This window comes from Kaistia adipata DSM 17808 (assembly GCF_000423225.1).
Taxonomy (GTDB): Bacteria; Pseudomonadota; Alphaproteobacteria; order Rhizobiales; family Kaistiaceae; genus Kaistia; species Kaistia adipata.
The window spans coordinates 80,325-95,602 of record NZ_AUHO01000011.1 but is presented as its reverse complement, the minus strand read 5'-3'; the positions used below and the strand labels follow the sequence as shown (position 1 = coordinate 95,602).

The following is a 15,278-nucleotide window of genomic DNA, read 5'->3' as shown; positions in this document are numbered from 1 at the left end:
ATCGACTTTGAGCGAGAAATCGTTAGACCGATGCCAGCGAAGCGCGCTGCTTCGCGGCCATGGCGGAATGCGGAAAGAAACAGGATTGACCACGAGCGAGATCAGGACCGGTGTCATCGGACTCGGGTATTTCGGTTCCTTCCATGCGCGCCAGCACGCCGCCAACGCGAAGGCGAGACTGGTGGCCGTCGTGGACGCCGACCGGGCCCGCGCCGAGGCCGTCGGCGCGCAGCATGACGCAGCGCCGCTCGCCGACCACCGCGATCTGATCGGCAAGGTCGACGCCGTGTCGATCACGGTCCCGACCTCGCTGCATCACGCCGTTGCCGCCGATATGATCGATGCCGGCATCCATGTCCTGATCGAGAAACCGATCTGCGACACGCCTGATTCGGCGCGCGACCTGATCGCGCGGGCGGAGAAGCGGGGCGTTGTGCTGCAGATCGGCCATATCGAGCGCTTTTCGCCGGTGTTCGGCGCGCTGCGCGAGCGCGTCACGGCGCCGCTCACGGTCGAATGCACCCGCATCGGTCCCTGGAAGGGCCGGGCCATCGACGTCGACGTCGTTCTCGACCTGATGATCCACGACATCGACCTGGTGCTGGCGCTGGTCCGCTCCGAGGTCGTCGCGGTCGAGGCGATGGGCTCGCCCGTCCTGGCGCCGACCAATGATTTCGCGCAGGCGCAACTGCGCTTCGGCAATGGCACCGTGGCGCATCTGCATGCAAGCCGCGTCGCCGACCGGTCCGAGCGCACCATCAAGGTGGTCGAGCCGGATCGCTACTGGGCCGCCGATCTAGCCGCCCGCACGGTCAGTTCCTTCCCGCGCGGCCACGCCGTGCTGGCGCAGGATGAGATCGCCGTGCCGCCGAGCGACAACCTCGCGCTCGAGATCGACTCGTTCCTCGATTCCATCGCCGGCGCCCGCCGGCCCATCGTCGACGGCAGGGCAGGGCTCGATGCCCTCTTGGTCGCCGACATGATCATTCAGCGTATCGGACAGGCGAAGCGACCAGCTTCCTCCGTCCTCATTGGAGAACCGCACTGATGGCGTCCAACCCGCAGCCGGCCGTCGTGGCCGCCAACGACCGCATCGGCTTCTTCGATCTGCAGCGCCAGCAGCGCCGGATCCACGACGACGTGCGCGCCCGCATGGACGCGGTGCTGGTGCACGGCCAGTTCATCCTCGGCCCCGAGGTCTCCGAACTCGAGGGCAAGCTCGCCGCCTTCGCCGGCGTGCCGCATGCGATCGCCGTTTCCTCGGGCCGCGACGCGTTGATGATCGGCCTGATGGCGCTCGGCATCGGGCCGGGCGACGCGGTGTTCGTCCCCGCCTTCACCTTCGCCGCCACGGCCGGCGCCGTCTGCTCGATCAACGCGACGCCGATCTTCGTCGATGTCGATCCCGAGACGCGCAACATGGACCCGGCCGATCTCGAGCGCGCGATCGACGAGGTGATCGCCGCCGGCGAGCTGAAGCCGCGCGTCGTCATGCCCGTCGATCTCTACGGCCTGCCGGCCGATTACGAGGCGATCGGCAAGATCGCGGCGCGCCACGACATGACGGTGTTCTCCGACGCCGCGCAGAGCTTCGGCGGCCGCGCCGGCAACAGCCGCGTCGGCGGCATGGCGCCGATCTCGGCGACCAGCTTTTATCCGACTAAGCCGCTCGGCTGCTATGGCGACGGCGGCGCGATCCTGACCGACAGCGACGAACTGGCCGAAGCCGTGCGCACGCTGCGCTCGCATGGCCGCCAGGGCACGGGCGACGTCGCCGTGCGTAATGGCGTCACCGGCCGTCTCGACACGCTCCAGGCCGCCGTTCTGCTCTCCAAGCTGACCGTGTTCGAGGACGAGCTGGAGAAGCGCGACGCGGTCGCCCGGCGCTATGACGCGGCGCTCGCCGGCAAGGTCGGCATCCAGAAGCAGCCGTCCGGCTATTTCAGCGCCAACGCGATCTACACGATCACGCTGCCGAACCGCGAGGCCCTGAAGGCCGAGCTCGACGCGCGCGGCATCGGCAATGCGTTCTTCTATCGCGTGGCGCTGCACCAGCATCCGGCCTTCGCCGAGGCGCCGAAGCGGCCGCTGCCGGTTTCGGAGCGGCTCGCCGACACGGTGATCAGCCTGCCGATGCATCCGGACCTGACGGATGAAGAGGTCGAGCGCGTCATCGCGGCGGTTCTCGACGCGGTCGGCTGATCAAGGCGATTCGTTCTGATGGGGGAATGCTTCCTTAACGCGTTTCCCGTATGTCGCTCCCAGCTGGACGAAGGGCTGGGGGGCCCATCAGCATGAAACTCGACGTTCCGACCCTTCTGGTCGTGCTGGTCGCCATCCTTCAGATGGCGGCCATCGCGCTGATGACGTCGTGGACGGGGCGTCGTTTCGAGCGCCACACGCTTCTCTGGGCGGGTGGACTGCAGCTGGGCGCGATCTGCTGCGCCATGTTGCTCCTGCGCGGCGTCACTTCGGATTTCGTGTCGATCGCGCTCGCCAATTCCGGCGTGCTGCTGGCGATGGGCCTGGGCTGGAACGGCGCGCGAGCCTTCAACGGCCGGCCGGCGCGCTGGTGGCCCGTGCTGATCGCGCCGACGGTCTGGCTGGTCGCGTGGCAGGTTCCCGCCATCGCCCATTCGCTCTCCTATCGCATCGCGCTGCTGTCGGTGCTGTCCTGCGTGCTGTCCTGCGCGCTGGCCTGGGAAATCTGGGCGAGGGGCAAGGATGACCTGGTCTGGCGCGGGCCGTTCGCCGCCGTTCCGGCCGTCCATGCGGTGTTTCTCGTCTTTCGCGCCCTCCTGGCGCTCAGCCTCGACCTGCCGGAGAACTTCCTCGCCGGCCGGAGCGCGCTCAGCCTCGGCATCGGCCTGCTCGAGCCGATCCTGATGATGTTCGCCGCGACGATCATCGGGCTCCGGCTCAGCGACGAGCGCCTGAAGAACCTCCTTAAGCGCGCGGCCTCGGTGGACGGTCTGACCGGGCTGCTCAACCATGGCGCCTTCATGGATCTGGCGCGGGCCAGGGTCGAGCGGGCGCGCGCGGATGCCGAGGACATCACGCTGCTGCTGTTCGATCTCGACCGCTTCAAGCAGCTGAACGACCGCTTTGGCCACGCGGCCGGCGACGCGGCCCTGCGCCGTTTCGCCGAAGTGGTGCGCCGCCAGGTCGATGAAGCCCAGCTGGTCGGGCGCATCGGCGGCGAGGAGTTCGCGGCCCTGCTGGTCGGAGCCGGCGCCGTGCAGGGACGGGCCGTGGCGGAGCGGATTCGCGTCGAGCTGGCGGCCGAGCAGATCGAGCACGCGGGGGGCACGGTCGCGGTCACGGTCAGCATCGGCGTGATGAGCGTCCGGGGCCCCGAGATCGAGTTCGAGCGCTTGATGGTGGCGGCGGACGAGGCGCTCTACGCCGCCAAGCGCGGCGGCCGCGACCTCGTCTACCAGGTGGCGAGCTGAGCTTGACGCTGGGCCGGCCGCGCCGGATGCTGGCGATCCAATCCCCGAGGAGACCCCCATGCAAACCGTCACGGCGCACGGCGCCACTTTGCCTGTCATCGGGCTCGGCACCTGGAAGCTGAATGGCGAAACCGCCAGCGCCGCCGTCGCCGCGGCGATCGAGGCGGGCTACCGCCACATCGACACGGCGATCGGATATGGCAACGAGGCCGAGGTCGGCGAGGGGCTCCGCCGGACCGGCATCGCGCGCGACGCGATCTTCCTGACATCCAAGGTGCCGCCGGAACAACTCGCCGCCGACGACATGATGCGCGCTGCCGAGGGAAGCCTTCGTCGCCTCGGCGTCGATCAACTCGATCTGCTGCTGATCCATTGGCCGAGCAAGGCGCTTTCGGCCGCCGAGACCATCCGCTCGCTCAGCCGCGTCAAGCAGCGCGGGCTCACCCGGCATATCGGCGTTTCCAACTACAACATCCGCCTGCTCGACGAGGCCTGGGCGGCGACGGAGGAGCCGATCGTCGTCAACCAGTGCGAGCACCACCCCTATCTCGACCAGACCCGGCTGATGCAGGCGACCGCCCGGCACGGCACGGCCTTCGTCGCCTATTGCCCGCTCGGGCGGTCCGAGGTGCTGGACGAGCCGGTGATCCAGGACATCGCTGGCCGGCATGGCCGCAGCCCGGCGCAGATCGTGCTGCGCTGGCAGATCCAGAAGGGCTGCGTCGCGATTCCGAAGAGCGCGCATCCCGCCCGCATCCGCCAGAACCTCGACATCGCCGGCTTCGAGCTCGGCGCGGCCGAGATGGCGGCGATCGATGCGCTCAGGACCGAGGGCAGCCGGATGTGCGACACGCCGTTCTCGCCCGACTGGGACTGAGGCCGGCGCCCCGTGTTCTTCTACGCCGCCAAGCTGGTCTGGTTCCTGCTGCAGCCGCCGGTGGCGTTGCTGCTGCTCCTGATCGGCGGCCTGCTGCTGGTGGCGGGTGGGGGCCACAGGCTGGGTGGCGCCATGGCTGCCGTCGCCCTCGCGGGGCTCTTCGCCTCGGCCTTCGCGCCGCTCGGGCCCGCGCTGCTCCTGCCGCTGGAGCGGCGCTTCGAACGGGTTGATCCGAAGGCGGCGGTCACCGGCATCATCGTGCTTGGTGGCGGAACCGAGCGCGAACCAGAAACGGGCTCCGTGGCGATGGCCCCGGCCGCCAGCGACCGGATGGCCGAGGCGCTGGCGCTGGCACGGCGCTTCCCCGCGGCGCGCATCGTCTTCAGCGGCGGTTCGGGGGATCTCGTCCCGGCCAGCGGCGCCACCGAGGGCGCCGCCGCGCGCCGTCTGCTTCGGAGCCTGGGCATCGATGACGAGCGCGTCACCATTGAGGACGCCAGCCGCAACACGGCCGAGAATGCCCGCTTCGCCGCGGCGATCGTCGACCCGAAGCCGGGTGAGACCTGGCTGCTGGTGACGTCCGCCTTCCACATGCCGCGGGCGATGGGCAGTTTTCGCGCCGCCGGTTGGGACCCGGTGCCCTGGCCGACCGACTATCGCACGCGTGGCTATCGCGATCTGGTTCGCCCGGTCGGCGGGCCGTCGCGCGGATTCACCCTGGTCAATCTCGCGGCCAAGGAATGGGCGGGGCTGATCGCCTATCGCCTGACCGGCCGGAGCGACGCGCTGTTTCCCGCGCCCTGACGAGCGAATTCGAGCGAAGTGGATCTAGCCCGCGTCGGGTGCGGCCGGTGCCGGCCCGATCCGGTAGACGCCCTTGAAATCATGCGGGTCGACCGGCTTGCCCTTGCGCAGGATGGTGGCCTTGCCTTCGTCCGCCAGGCGGATCGCGATCGCGCGGATCGGCGTCATCTGCAGCCGCCAGACCTTCTCGTCGGGCCCGGCGACGGCGCGCGCCAGCGCGGTCGGGTCGAGGCTCTTGCCGGACGGCAGGGCGGCGAGGAGGTCGAGCAGGGTCGACTCGATGAGTTCGTGGCTGATTTTCATGGCTGTCCCTGGCGCGCGGCCTCGATGACGATCTTGGCCGAGTCCGAGAGGAACTGGCGGTGGAGCTGGACGAGCGCCACCACCAGCGTGGTGGCGATCAGCGTCCAGCCATTCACGAACCAGCCCAGATAGCCGATCGAGAAGAAGAAGGCCCGGAGGCCGTGGTTGAAATGGCGGCCGGCGGTGATCGTGAACACGGCGGCCCGCTCGGCCGCCGCGACGGCCTCGGCCTCGCTCGCATGGGCGGCTGTCGGCGTCGCGCCGATCAGGATCGAGGCGTAGTTGAACAGCCGGTACGACCAGCCGAACTTGAAGAAGGCATAGCCGAAGATCAGCATCAGCCCGATCACCTTGGCCTCGAACAGGCCCTTCGGCACCGTCTCGACGATGGCGAGGTCGCGCATCACGCCATAGACGTGGTCCGTCGAGTTCAGCAGCGCGAAGCAGGCGCCGATCGCCAGCAGCGAGGTGGAGGCGAAGAAGGCCGTGCCGTTCTGCAGCCCGCTCATGATGCCGGTGTCGATCATCCGGAGGTCGCGGTGCACCATGGTCCGCATCCATTGCCGGCGCTGGAAATCCATCGCCGACGACAGCGTGCGGCCCGTCTTGGCCATCCGCGTCAGGATCACGGAATAGAGCAGCCAGGCGCCGACGAAGACGACGATGGCGATGGTGTCGATCGTGGAGATCTCGATCAATTCGGCGTTGCTCCCGGAGCTTGCCATTCCCGTCCGCGATGGTGCCAAACCGGCGTCAGGACGGCAACCGGCGGGTCTGCGGGATCAGGGGAGCAGGCGGGCGATCGGCCGCCGGAAGATCACCGCGATCACGATGACGATCAGGGCGAGGGCGCCGAACAGCGGCTCGCGCGCGATCATGCCCGCCGCCGTCAGCACGAGGCAGGCGATGATGCCCGTCATCGCGACGCGGCTCGCCTTGATGTCGAGGTTGGGCTTCTGGTCGGACATGGTGGCCTCGTGATCCCGTGTGGTGCAGCTTGTTCGAGCCCGTGGCTCGCCGGTACGGTCCAGATCGCCGCCACGCCCTGCGACCGTCGCGCGCTTTCGCGCCGGGTCCGGAGCGCATAGGGTGGCGTCGGCCTCAGAGCATGGCTCATAGGCCAACGGACGGCGAAGCGCCAACCGATCCTTGTGGAAAAATCGCCGCGGCGCCTGTCGCCCCCCGGCGCGAGGACTAGTGTCCGGGCATGGCCCTGCATCTCATCAAGCTCTGTGTCGGCGTTGAATCGCTCGAGGAACTCATCGGCTGGATCGCCGAGGACCAGGCGCGCCAGCGCGGCCTGGGCCTCGAGCCCGAAGATACGCACACCACGCGCATGATGCCGAAGCGGATCCCCGAGATCCTCGACGGCGGCTCACTCTACTGGGTGATCAAGGGTCAGGTGCAGGCGCGCCAGCGCATCCTCGACCTGCAGGCGGTCACCGGCGCCGACAACATCCAGCGCTGCCGCATCGTGTTCGATCCGGAGGTCGTGCCGACCGAATGGCAGCCGAAGCGGCCCTTCCAGGGCTGGCGCTACCTGCTGCCGAAGGACGCGCCGCGCGATCTCGCGGCGATCGGCGGCAGCGCCGGCGACGAGCTGCCGGCGGCGCTGAAGGCCGAACTCGCCGAGCTCGGCCTTCTCTGAGCGCGTTTTCGAGCGAAGTGGATACCGGTTCGCGTGAAGAAAACGCGACCAAACCAAGCCTGCGGCTCGCTCGTCAGACCGCGATGTTGTCGATGAGCCGCGTCTTGCCGAGCCAGGCGGCGGCCAGCATGCGGCGCGGCTCGCTCGCCGGATCGGTGAGCTCCGCCAGCGTCTCGGCGTTGCGCAGCACCAGATAGTCGACGCGGAACCCGGCCGCCGCGAGCGCCGCGCGTCCGGTCTCGAGCGCCGGTTCCACGGCGCCGCCCGCGCGGATCGCGTCGGCCGCCTCGCCCATGACGCGGGCGATCGTCGTCGCGAGCCGGCGCTCCTCGGCCGAAAGATAGGCGTTGCGGGAGGAGAGGGCGAGGCCGTCCTTCTCGCGCACGGTGGCGAGGCCGAGGATCTCGGTCGGCAGGCGGAGGTCGCGCACCAGGCGGCGGACCACCATCAGCTGCTGGTAGTCCTTCTCGCCGAACACCGCGACGTCGGGCATGACGGCGATCAGCAGCTTGCCGACGACGGTCGCCACGCCGGCGAAGAAATGCGGCCGGAAATCCGTCTCCAGCCCGAGCGCCGGGCCGGTCATCGAGATCGTCGTTGCATAGCCTTCCGGATACATCTCCGCCGCGCTGGGGGCGAACACGGCCTCGACGCCGAGCGTGGCGAGCTTCTCGACGTCGCTCGCCTCGGTGCGCGGATAGGAGCCGAAATCCTCCTTCGGCCCGAACTGGGTCGGGTTGACGAAGACCGAGACCACCACGCGATCCGCGTGTTGCCGCGCCGCGCGGACGAGGTCGAGATGGCCCTCATGCAGCGCGCCCATGGTCGGCACCAGCGCGATGCGCAACCCGTCGTGGCGCCAGCCCGCAAGCGTTACGCGGAGATCGTCGACGGTGCGGAAGATGGTCGGGCTGGTGGTCATGGCGGGTCCTCGTTGCGCGGGCAACGACGCGATTGCCGGAGGCCGCGGGCGCGGCGCGATCGGGTCGTGCCGCGACGGTCTAGCAAATCACGTTCCCGCTAGCCATTGCGGCGGCGGGATCTTCGCCCCAATAGAAGGCGTGGCCGCAGCGGAATCGGCCGGTTGGGAGTGATGATGGGTTTGCTAATCCCGTTTCTGGGCGTGATCGCCGTGTCGATCGGCATCGCCTTTCTCTTCGGGGGCGAGAAGGGCGCGGAGGCGCTCGGCAGGGCGGCGCGGCGCGGCATAGCGGGCGCGCTGATCTCGACCGGCGCGGCGACGCTGCTGACCGGACGGATCGGGCTCGGAATTCCGCTCCTCGCCATCGGTCTCTGGATGCTGAAGCCCAAGCTTCTCGACATGAAGCCGTGGATCGCGGGCGGCGTGGTGAAGCGCGGCCGCCTTGCCGGCCGCACGCTCGATTCGCTCGACAATGCCGAGCTGGCCGCGCTCTACGGCCAGGTCGCCGGTCGCGCCAGGGACCGGGCGCTACTCGAAGCTTATCTCGACCGCCGGATGCCCGGTTGGCGTGAAAACGTCAAGGGTGACGCGGCAGGCCGGGCGGGCGGCGCGGCGCGCCCTGGCACCATGACACATGAGCAGGCCTACGAGATCCTTGGCCTTTCGGCCGGCGCTTCCGAGGCCGAAATCAGGACGGCCTACCGACGGCTGATGAAACGCGTCCACCCCGACCAGGGAGGATCGACGTTCTTGGCCGCCCAGATCAACGAGGCGAAGGAAAGACTCCTCGGCGGACATCGCTAGCTCCTGAACGCGGATACAAGGAAGGAGGGCGAAACTCTCACGAGATCCAGCCGTCATTGACGGATGGCAAGGCAGGACACGTCCCGCTTGGTCAGGTAGGCGCAGGCGGCGCGGGCCTGATCCTTGTTGTCGAACCCGGCGAAGCGGGCGCGATAGAGGGTGGACTGGCCCTTGGCGACCGGCTCCACCGAAGGCGTGGCGGAGGCGAGCACCTTGCCGCCCTTGGACTTGGCGCGATCGAGCATCTCACGCGCACCGTCCTCGCTCGGCGCGGCCGCGATCTGGATCTTCCAGCCATCCGCGATTTCTGCAGCCGGCGCCGCTTCCGTAATTATGCTGCCGGTCACGGTGGCGGCGTCGCTGTCGGCGGTGGGAACCGGCTGGGCGATCGATGCCGTCTTGACGGACGGACGGGCGATGTCCTTGCCCGAGGGGCCGACGCGGAAAACCATGCGCGGGCCGGCAGGCTCGACGGGCTCGGGGGCATAGGCCTGGAACGAGGCGGGCTCGTCGATCGGCTCGGCCTGCGGAAGCGGCTGGGCCTCGTTCAGGGCAACGGCGACGGGGGCCTGCTGGCGGGCCGGGGCACGGGCGGGGACAGGCGCCGGAGCGGGCGCGGCCTCGATCAGCGCTGCGACCGACTGCACGGCGGCGGCGCGCTGCGGGCGGGCGGCCGGAACCGGAGCGGGGGTCGGCGCGGCCTCGGCGACTTCGATCTCGACCTCATCGTCGATCACCGGCGCCTTCTGGTTACGGGCGAAGACCGATCCCTTGGCCGGGCCGGCATAGGCGACCGGGAGATACTTCTCGAGCAGGCCCGCCATCTGCTTGTCGCGCGCCGCGCCGGAGGTCCCGCCGATGACGGTGGCGACCAGCGAGCGGTTGTTGCGCTTGACGGAGGAGACGAGGTTGAAGCCCGACGCGTTGGTGTAGCCGGTCTTGATGCCGTCGACGCCCTGGACGCGGCCGAGCAGGCGGTTGTGGCCTCGGATCTCGCGGCCGTTATAGACGAAGCTCTTGGTGGCGAAATACTTGTAGTAGCGCGGATAGCGCTCCTGCAGGGCGCGGCCCAGCGTGGCCATGTCGCGCGCCGTCGACCACTGGCCATTGTTCGGCAGGCCGGAAGCGTTGCGGAACGTGGTGCGGCTCATGCCGATCGAGCGGGCCTGCTGCGTCATGCGCTTGGCGAAGGCGGCTTCCGAGCCGGAAATGTGCTCGGCGATGACCACGGAGGCGTCGTTGGCGGAGCGGGTGATGAGGCCGAGCATGGCGTCGCGAACGGCGATCGTCGAGCCGGGCTTGAGGCCGAGCTTGGTCGGCGACTGGCGCGAGGCGAACTGCGAAACCTTCATGCGCGTGGAGAGCGACATGCGCCCCGCCTCGAGCTCGCCGAAGAGGACGTAGAGCGTCATCATCTTGGTGAGCGAGGCCGGCCGGCGCAGCGCGTCCGGCTCCTTGGCGTAGAGAACCTTGCCGGTCTTGGCGTCGATGACGATCGAGGATGTGGGCGCGGCGCTGGCCTCGACCGTGGCGGCCGTGAGCGACATGCCCGCGACGAGAAGGCCAGCCAAGGCGTTCCGGATCGAGCGGGCGCAATGCCGACCGAGGGGGTTCAGGCCCATCAACATTTCGACTGAAATCTCCGCGTCTCGCAGAACCGGAGCTTCCGCTCCGGCAGTGCCCATACCCAACAGACCGCGAAACCCGCACTTTTTTGAGGCAGGCCGGGAGAATCCTTAACCGGGAAGATCCGTGCCGGATGCCGCTGGCGGCGTCCGGCGCTTCGCTTTCCCGCGGAAACCCGTACCCGCGCCAGGAGAATGCCGTATGGCGCGCGCCGTGCCGATCCTCGGTCTGTTGTCGGAGGTTAAGGAAACGCCGTTACGAAACCGTAAAAATCGGTGAAGGGTGAACGGGAGGTTGCCGGCTGGGACGGGGCCGGTCCGGTGCTGCTGCGCTGCGCGCGCATTGTTGTGCGGCGCAGCAATTTTGTTGACTTTAGGGCGTGTCCGGGGGAATCCTGTGCTCGTTGAGCTGGCTATGGCGCAAGCTCGAAGGCGGAGGGTGCCCTTGTGATCACCGATTTTGATGGCATGCAGAAGGCTGGCAAGGAAAGCGTCGAGATGGCCATGAAGAGCTTCGGCTCGCTCAGCCAGGGGCTGCAGGCGATCGCGGTCGAGGCGGCCGACTATTCCAAGAAGAGCCTCGAGACCGGCACCGCCGCGCTCGGGAAGGTGATGGCGTCGACCAGCGTCGAGAAGGCCATCGAAGCGCAGACGGACTATCTGAAGACCGCCTATGAAGGCTATTTCGGCGAAATGTCGAAGCTCGGCACGATGATGACCGAGGCGACGCGCGAGGCCTGCAAGCCGTATGAGGGCCTGTTCGGCAAGTTCGGCAAGTAGCGCTCCGGACGCGTCCCGCACCCGTTCCGAAGCCCGGCCTCGCGCCGGGCTTTTTGCTGTCTGTGTCCGAGGTCTCGTCCCTTGGGGCCTGCGGCGGCCGTCCGGGTCGCCGCCGGATCCTGCCGATGGCGGCGCTGGCCGGTCGTCCGGATGGCGGCCTACTTCCATCCCTGCGCGACCTCCCCATATAGAGGTTCGACACCCCTTCCGCCTGTTTAGCGCGCGGCGGTGCGGAATGCTCGAAATGAGCGATTGCGCTGCAGCGGGATTATCGGCAGGATTCCGTTTTAGCGACGTACCGATCGAAGCAGATGAGCAAAGAAACCCGTCGACCCGATGATGGCGATAGCGATGTCGGCGTCGCCACGAAGACACGGCCGAAGACCAAGCGGCCGAACTTGTACCGCGTTCTGCTGTTGAACGACGACTACACGCCGATGGAGTTCGTCGTGCACGTACTTGAGCGGTTCTTCAACAAGAACCGCGAGGAGGCGACGCAGATCATGCTGCATGTGCATCAGCATGGTGTGGGGGAGTGTGGTGTCTTCACCTACGAAGTGGCCGAGACCAAGGTCACGCAGGTGATGGATTTCGCGCGCAAACACCAACATCCGCTCCAATGCGTGATGGAAAGGAAGTGAGGTCCTAACGTGCCGTCATTCTCCCGCAGCCTCGAAAAGGCCCTCCACCAGGCGCTCGCCTTCGCGAACGAACGCCATCAGGAATACGCGACCCTCGAACATCTGCTGCTGGCCCTGATCGAGGATCAGGACGCGGCCGCGGTCATGCGCGCCTGCAATGTCGACCTCGACATGCTGAAGCGCAGCCTCGTCGATTATATCGACACCGAACTCGCCAATCTCGCCCATGGTCCCGACGAGGATTCGAAGCCGACCGCCGGCTTCCAGCGCGTGATCCAGCGCGCTGTCATCCATGTCCAGTCGTCCGGCCGCGAGGAAGTCACCGGCGCCAACGTGCTCGTCGCCATCTTCGCCGAGCGCGAGAGCCATGCCGCCTATTTCCTGCAGGAGCAGGACATGACCCGCTACGACGCGGTCAACTACATCTCGCACGGCATCGCCAAGCGGGCCGGCATGAGCGAGAGCCGGCCGGTGCGCGGCGTCGACGACGACGCGGCAACCGTCGATGCCCGTGAAGAGAACAAGAAAAAGGCCGATGCGCTCGATGCTTACTGCGTCAACCTCAACGAGAAGGCGAAGAAGGGGAAGATCGATCCGCTGATCGGTCGCGACAGCGAGATCGCGCGCACGATCCAGGTGCTCTGCCGTCGCCAGAAGAACAACCCGCTCTTCGTCGGCGATCCCGGTGTCGGCAAGACGGCGATCGCCGAGGGGCTCGCCAAGCGAATCGTCGAGGGCGACGTCCCCGACGTGCTCGCCGGCTCGACCATCTTCTCGCTCGACATGGGCACGCTTTTGGCCGGAACCCGCTATCGCGGCGATTTCGAGGAGCGGCTGAAGCAGGTCGTCAAGGAGATCGAGGAGTATCCGGGCTCGATCCTGTTCATCGACGAGATCCACACGGTGATCGGCGCCGGCGCCACCTCGGGCGGCGCGATGGACGCCTCCAACCTCCTGAAGCCGGCGCTGGCCGGCGGTTCGATCCGCTGCATCGGCTCGACCACCTACAAGGAGTACCGGCAGTTCTTCGAGAAGGACCGGGCGCTCGTCCGGCGCTTCCAGAAGATCGACGTCAACGAGCCGTCCGTGCCGGATGCGATCGAGATCCTGAAGGGCCTGAAGCCCTATTTCGAGGACTTCCACCGCGTCCGCTACACCAACGAGGCGATCAAGTCGGCGGTCGAGCTCTCGGCCCGCTACATCCATGACCGCAAGCTGCCGGACAAGGCGATCGACGTGATCGACGAGACCGGCGCGTCACAGATGCTGATCCCCGAGAACCGGCGCAAGAAGACGATCGGCGTCAAGGAGATCGAGGACACCATCGCCACCATGGCGCGGATCCCGCCCAAGACGGTGTCGAAGAACGACCAGGAAGTGCTGAAGGGGCTCGAGACCACGCTGAAGCGCGTCGTCTATGGCCAGGACAGCGCCATCGAGCAGGTGACCTCGGCGATCAAGCTGGCCCGCGCCGGCCTGCGCGAGCCGGAGAAGCCGATCGGTTCCTACCTGTTCGCCGGCCCGACTGGCGTCGGCAAGACCGAAGTCGCGAAGCAGCTGGCCGCCAGCCTCGGCGTCGAGTTGATCCGCTTCGACATGTCCGAATACATGGAGCGCCACACCGTCTCGCGGCTGATCGGCGCGCCTCCGGGCTATGTCGGCTTCGACCAGGGCGGCCTGCTCACGGATGGCGTCGACCAGCATCCGCATTGCGTGCTGCTGCTCGACGAGATCGAGAAGGCACATCCGGACCTGTTCAACATCCTGTTGCAGGTGATGGACCACGGCAAGCTGACCGACCACAACGGCAAGCAGGTCGATTTCAGGAACGTCATCCTGATCATGACCACCAATGCCGGCGCGGCCGATCTCGCCAAGCCGGCGATCGGCTTCAAGAGCTCGACGCGCGATCCTGACGACCAGGAGGCGATCAACCGCCTGTTCGCGCCGGAGTTCCGCAACCGGCTCGACGCCATCGTGCAGTTCGGCAACCTGCCGATCGAGGTCGTGCACAATGTCGTGCAGAAGTTCGTGCTCCAGCTCGAGGCGCAGCTCGCCGATCGCGGCGTCACCTTCGATCTCTCGCCCGAGGCGATCGACTGGCTGGCGCACAAGGGCTACGACCGCCAGATGGGCGCGCGTCCGCTCGGCCGCGTGATCCAGCAGACGATCAAGCAGCCGCTCGCCGACGAGGTGCTGTTCGGCAAGCTCCGCAAGGGCGGCACCGTCAAGGTGACGGTCGAGACCAAGGAAGACGGCGAGACCGGCCTCCATCTCGAGCCGATCGAGGACGGCCCGGTGACGCCGAAGCCCGAGCCCGAGGAGCCGAAGGCCAAGGCCAAGCCGAAGCGCAAGGCCGCGAGCGCGACCGCGAAGAAGCCGCCGGCCGAGAAGCCGACGCCGCCGAAGCGCGGTGGGCTGGTGCCGAAGGTGCCGCTGAAGACGGAGTGATCCGGATCCGGTGACGAATGCGAAGGGCGGGACGCTGAGGCGTCCCGCCCTTTTCATGCGTCAGCCGGCGGGAAGCAGGAAGTCCCCGACGCCCGCCAGCTTGTCGGGATTGCGCATGATGTAGACCGCGACGATGCGGCCATCGGCGATCTCGAGCGCCGTCGTCTGCAGCAGGCCGTGGTCGTCGGCGGAGACATAGCCGGGCAGGCCGTTGATCCAGAGCGGCCCCGACCAGTCGCGAAACGCCTCCGGCCCGTGCTTCTGCGCGACGCCGGCGAAGAAGCGGCTGATCCGGTCGGCGCCGCGGATGACGTTGAGCGTCGAGAGGCGCTTGCCGCCGCCGTCGCTGTGCATCCGCGCGGCTTCGGCCAGGAGGTCGCGCAGCCGCGAGGCGTCGCCGCTGCCGACCGCGGCGAAAAAGGCGGTGGTGACGCGGGCGGCCTCGTCGGCATCGACGTCGAAGCGGGAGCGTTCCTCGCCGACATGGCCGCGCGCGCGGACCAGCAATTGCCGGCACGCCGCTTCGCTGCGGTCGATCGCATCAGCGATCTCGGCGAAGCCGAAATCGAACAGTTCGTGCAGGATGAAGACGGCGCGCTCCAGCGGCGACAGCCGCTCCATGGCGATCATCAGCGCCACCGGCGCGTCGATCCGATCCTCCGCCGCCAGCGCCGCATCGGTCGCATCGAGGGGGGCGATCACCGGCTCCGGCAGCCATTGCCCGACATAGCTCTCGCGCCGGGCGCGGGCCGATTTGATCATGTCGAGGCAGAGCCTCGTGACGGTCGTGCCGAGCCAGGCGCGTGGGCTGGCGATGCTGGCGCGCGCCGCGCCGTGCCAGCGCAGGAACGCGTCCTGCACGATGTCCTGGGCATCGGCCAGCGATCCGAGCATGCGATAGGCAAGCCCGGTCAGGAAGCGGCGATGCTGTTCGAACTCGGCGGTGGACGCGTCGACCATTTAGCTCCCGT

General features: G+C 68.0%; 16 protein-coding genes. 10 read left to right on the top strand and 6 right to left on the bottom strand.

Annotated features, from left to right (window positions below):
* The first annotated feature begins 85 nt into the window (after positions 1-85).
* The 5 genes from G539_RS0112060 to G539_RS0112035 all read left to right on the top strand — a co-directional run bounded on the left by G539_RS0112060 (position 86) and on the right by G539_RS0112035 (position 5,133).
* The gene (locus G539_RS0112060; protein WP_051231335.1) at positions 86-1,048 is read left to right on the top strand and encodes a Gfo/Idh/MocA family protein; all 963 of its coding nucleotides are present in this window, start codon (positions 86-88) and stop codon (positions 1,046-1,048) included.
* On the top strand, positions 1,048-2,202 hold the full coding sequence (locus tag G539_RS0112055; RefSeq protein WP_051231334.1) for a DegT/DnrJ/EryC1/StrS family aminotransferase: 1,155 nt from the start codon (positions 1,048-1,050) through the stop codon (positions 2,200-2,202). The genes G539_RS0112060 and G539_RS0112055 overlap by 1 nt, the downstream gene beginning before the upstream one ends.
* Before the next feature lie 92 nt (positions 2,203-2,294).
* Positions 2,295-3,452 carry a GGDEF domain-containing protein gene (locus G539_RS26215; RefSeq protein ID WP_051231333.1) on the top strand — a complete coding sequence of 386 codons (1,158 nt, stop codon included), beginning with the start codon at positions 2,295-2,297 and terminating at the stop codon, positions 3,450-3,452.
* Between the two features lie 58 nt (positions 3,453-3,510).
* Positions 3,511-4,329, top strand: coding sequence for an aldo/keto reductase (locus tag G539_RS0112040; RefSeq protein WP_029075427.1), 819 nt, complete (start codon positions 3,511-3,513; stop codon positions 4,327-4,329).
* 12 nt (positions 4,330-4,341) lie between these two features.
* The gene (locus G539_RS0112035; RefSeq protein ID WP_029075426.1) at positions 4,342-5,133 is read left to right on the top strand and encodes a YdcF family protein; all 792 of its coding nucleotides are present in this window, start codon (positions 4,342-4,344) and stop codon (positions 5,131-5,133) included.
* A gap of 24 nt (positions 5,134-5,157) precedes the next feature.
* Here G539_RS0112035 and G539_RS0112030 read toward each other — a convergent pair whose 3' ends face one another.
* From G539_RS0112030 to G539_RS0112020, 3 genes are all read right to left on the bottom strand, one after another.
* A complete protein-coding gene (locus G539_RS0112030) occupies positions 5,158-5,436 on the bottom strand; it encodes a DUF3253 domain-containing protein (protein WP_029075425.1) in 279 nt (92 codons plus the stop codon).
* On the bottom strand, positions 5,433-6,134 hold the full coding sequence (locus tag G539_RS0112025) for a DUF599 domain-containing protein (protein WP_029075424.1): 702 nt from the start codon (positions 6,132-6,134) through the stop codon (positions 5,433-5,435). Before G539_RS0112025 ends, G539_RS0112030 begins: the two co-directional genes overlap by 4 nt.
* 84 nt (positions 6,135-6,218) lie before the next feature.
* Positions 6,219-6,404 carry a hypothetical protein gene (locus G539_RS0112020; RefSeq protein ID WP_029075423.1) on the bottom strand — a complete coding sequence of 62 codons (186 nt, stop codon included), beginning with the start codon at positions 6,402-6,404 and terminating at the stop codon, positions 6,219-6,221.
* Between the two features lie 239 nt (positions 6,405-6,643).
* Here G539_RS0112020 and G539_RS0112015 point away from each other — a divergent pair, with 239 nt between their 5' ends.
* A complete protein-coding gene (locus G539_RS0112015; protein WP_029075422.1) occupies positions 6,644-7,084 on the top strand; it encodes a DUF1489 family protein in 441 nt (146 codons plus the stop codon).
* 73 nt (positions 7,085-7,157) lie between these two features.
* Here the strand turns inward: G539_RS0112015 and panC are convergent, their stop codons facing one another.
* Entirely contained in the window at positions 7,158-8,006 is an 849-nt protein-coding gene (gene panC, locus G539_RS0112010; RefSeq protein ID WP_029075421.1) for a pantoate--beta-alanine ligase, read from the bottom strand.
* Between the two features lie 174 nt (positions 8,007-8,180).
* Here panC and G539_RS27675 point away from each other — a divergent pair, with 174 nt between their 5' ends.
* Positions 8,181-8,810: a DnaJ domain-containing protein gene (locus G539_RS27675; protein ID WP_281173899.1), complete on the top strand. Its 630-nt coding sequence runs from the start codon at positions 8,181-8,183 to the stop codon at positions 8,808-8,810.
* 53 nt (positions 8,811-8,863) lie between these two features.
* Here the strand turns inward: G539_RS27675 and G539_RS27315 are convergent, their stop codons facing one another.
* A complete protein-coding gene (locus G539_RS27315) occupies positions 8,864-10,381 on the bottom strand; it encodes an SPOR domain-containing protein (protein WP_210162817.1) in 1,518 nt (505 codons plus the stop codon).
* A gap of 501 nt (positions 10,382-10,882) precedes the next feature.
* On the opposite strand from G539_RS27315, the gene G539_RS0111995 reads away from it, so the two are divergent.
* From G539_RS0111995 to clpA, 3 genes are all read left to right on the top strand, one after another.
* The gene (locus G539_RS0111995; protein ID WP_029075418.1) at positions 10,883-11,215 is read left to right on the top strand and encodes a phasin family protein; all 333 of its coding nucleotides are present in this window, start codon (positions 10,883-10,885) and stop codon (positions 11,213-11,215) included.
* A gap of 311 nt (positions 11,216-11,526) precedes the next feature.
* The gene (clpS, locus tag G539_RS0111990) at positions 11,527-11,856 is read left to right on the top strand and encodes an ATP-dependent Clp protease adapter ClpS (RefSeq protein WP_029075417.1); all 330 of its coding nucleotides are present in this window, start codon (positions 11,527-11,529) and stop codon (positions 11,854-11,856) included.
* 9 nt (positions 11,857-11,865) lie between these two features.
* Entirely contained in the window at positions 11,866-14,307 is a 2,442-nt protein-coding gene (clpA, locus tag G539_RS0111985) for an ATP-dependent Clp protease ATP-binding subunit ClpA (protein ID WP_029075416.1), read from the top strand.
* A 60-nt stretch (positions 14,308-14,367) separates the two neighbouring features.
* Here the strand turns inward: clpA and G539_RS0111980 are convergent, their stop codons facing one another.
* Entirely contained in the window at positions 14,368-15,267 is a 900-nt protein-coding gene (locus G539_RS0111980; RefSeq protein WP_029075415.1) for a sigma-70 family RNA polymerase sigma factor, read from the bottom strand.
* Positions 15,268-15,278: the final 11 nt, after the last annotated feature.

Excerpts from the sequence above, each read along its gene's own strand:
- G539_RS0112040 (WP_029075427.1), top strand. The coding sequence starts at position 3,511 with ATGCAAACCGTCACGGCGCACGGCGCCACTTTGCCTGTCATCGGGCTC.
- G539_RS0111980 (WP_029075415.1), bottom strand. The coding sequence starts at position 15,267 with ATGGTCGACGCGTCCACCGCCGAGTTCGAACAGCATCGCCGCTTCCTG.
- panC (WP_029075421.1), bottom strand. The coding sequence starts at position 8,006 with ATGACCACCAGCCCGACCATCTTCCGCACCGTCGACGATCTCCGCGTA.
- clpS (WP_029075417.1), top strand. The coding sequence starts at position 11,527 with ATGAGCAAAGAAACCCGTCGACCCGATGATGGCGATAGCGATGTCGGC.
- G539_RS27675 (WP_281173899.1), top strand. The coding sequence starts at position 8,181 with ATGGGTTTGCTAATCCCGTTTCTGGGCGTGATCGCCGTGTCGATCGGC.
- G539_RS0112020 (WP_029075423.1), bottom strand. The coding sequence starts at position 6,404 with ATGTCCGACCAGAAGCCCAACCTCGACATCAAGGCGAGCCGCGTCGCG.
- G539_RS0112015 (WP_029075422.1), top strand. The coding sequence starts at position 6,644 with ATGGCCCTGCATCTCATCAAGCTCTGTGTCGGCGTTGAATCGCTCGAG.
- G539_RS0112030 (WP_029075425.1), bottom strand. The coding sequence starts at position 5,436 with ATGAAAATCAGCCACGAACTCATCGAGTCGACCCTGCTCGACCTCCTC.
- G539_RS0112055 (WP_051231334.1), top strand. The coding sequence starts at position 1,048 with ATGGCGTCCAACCCGCAGCCGGCCGTCGTGGCCGCCAACGACCGCATC.
- G539_RS26215 (WP_051231333.1), top strand. The coding sequence starts at position 2,295 with ATGAAACTCGACGTTCCGACCCTTCTGGTCGTGCTGGTCGCCATCCTT.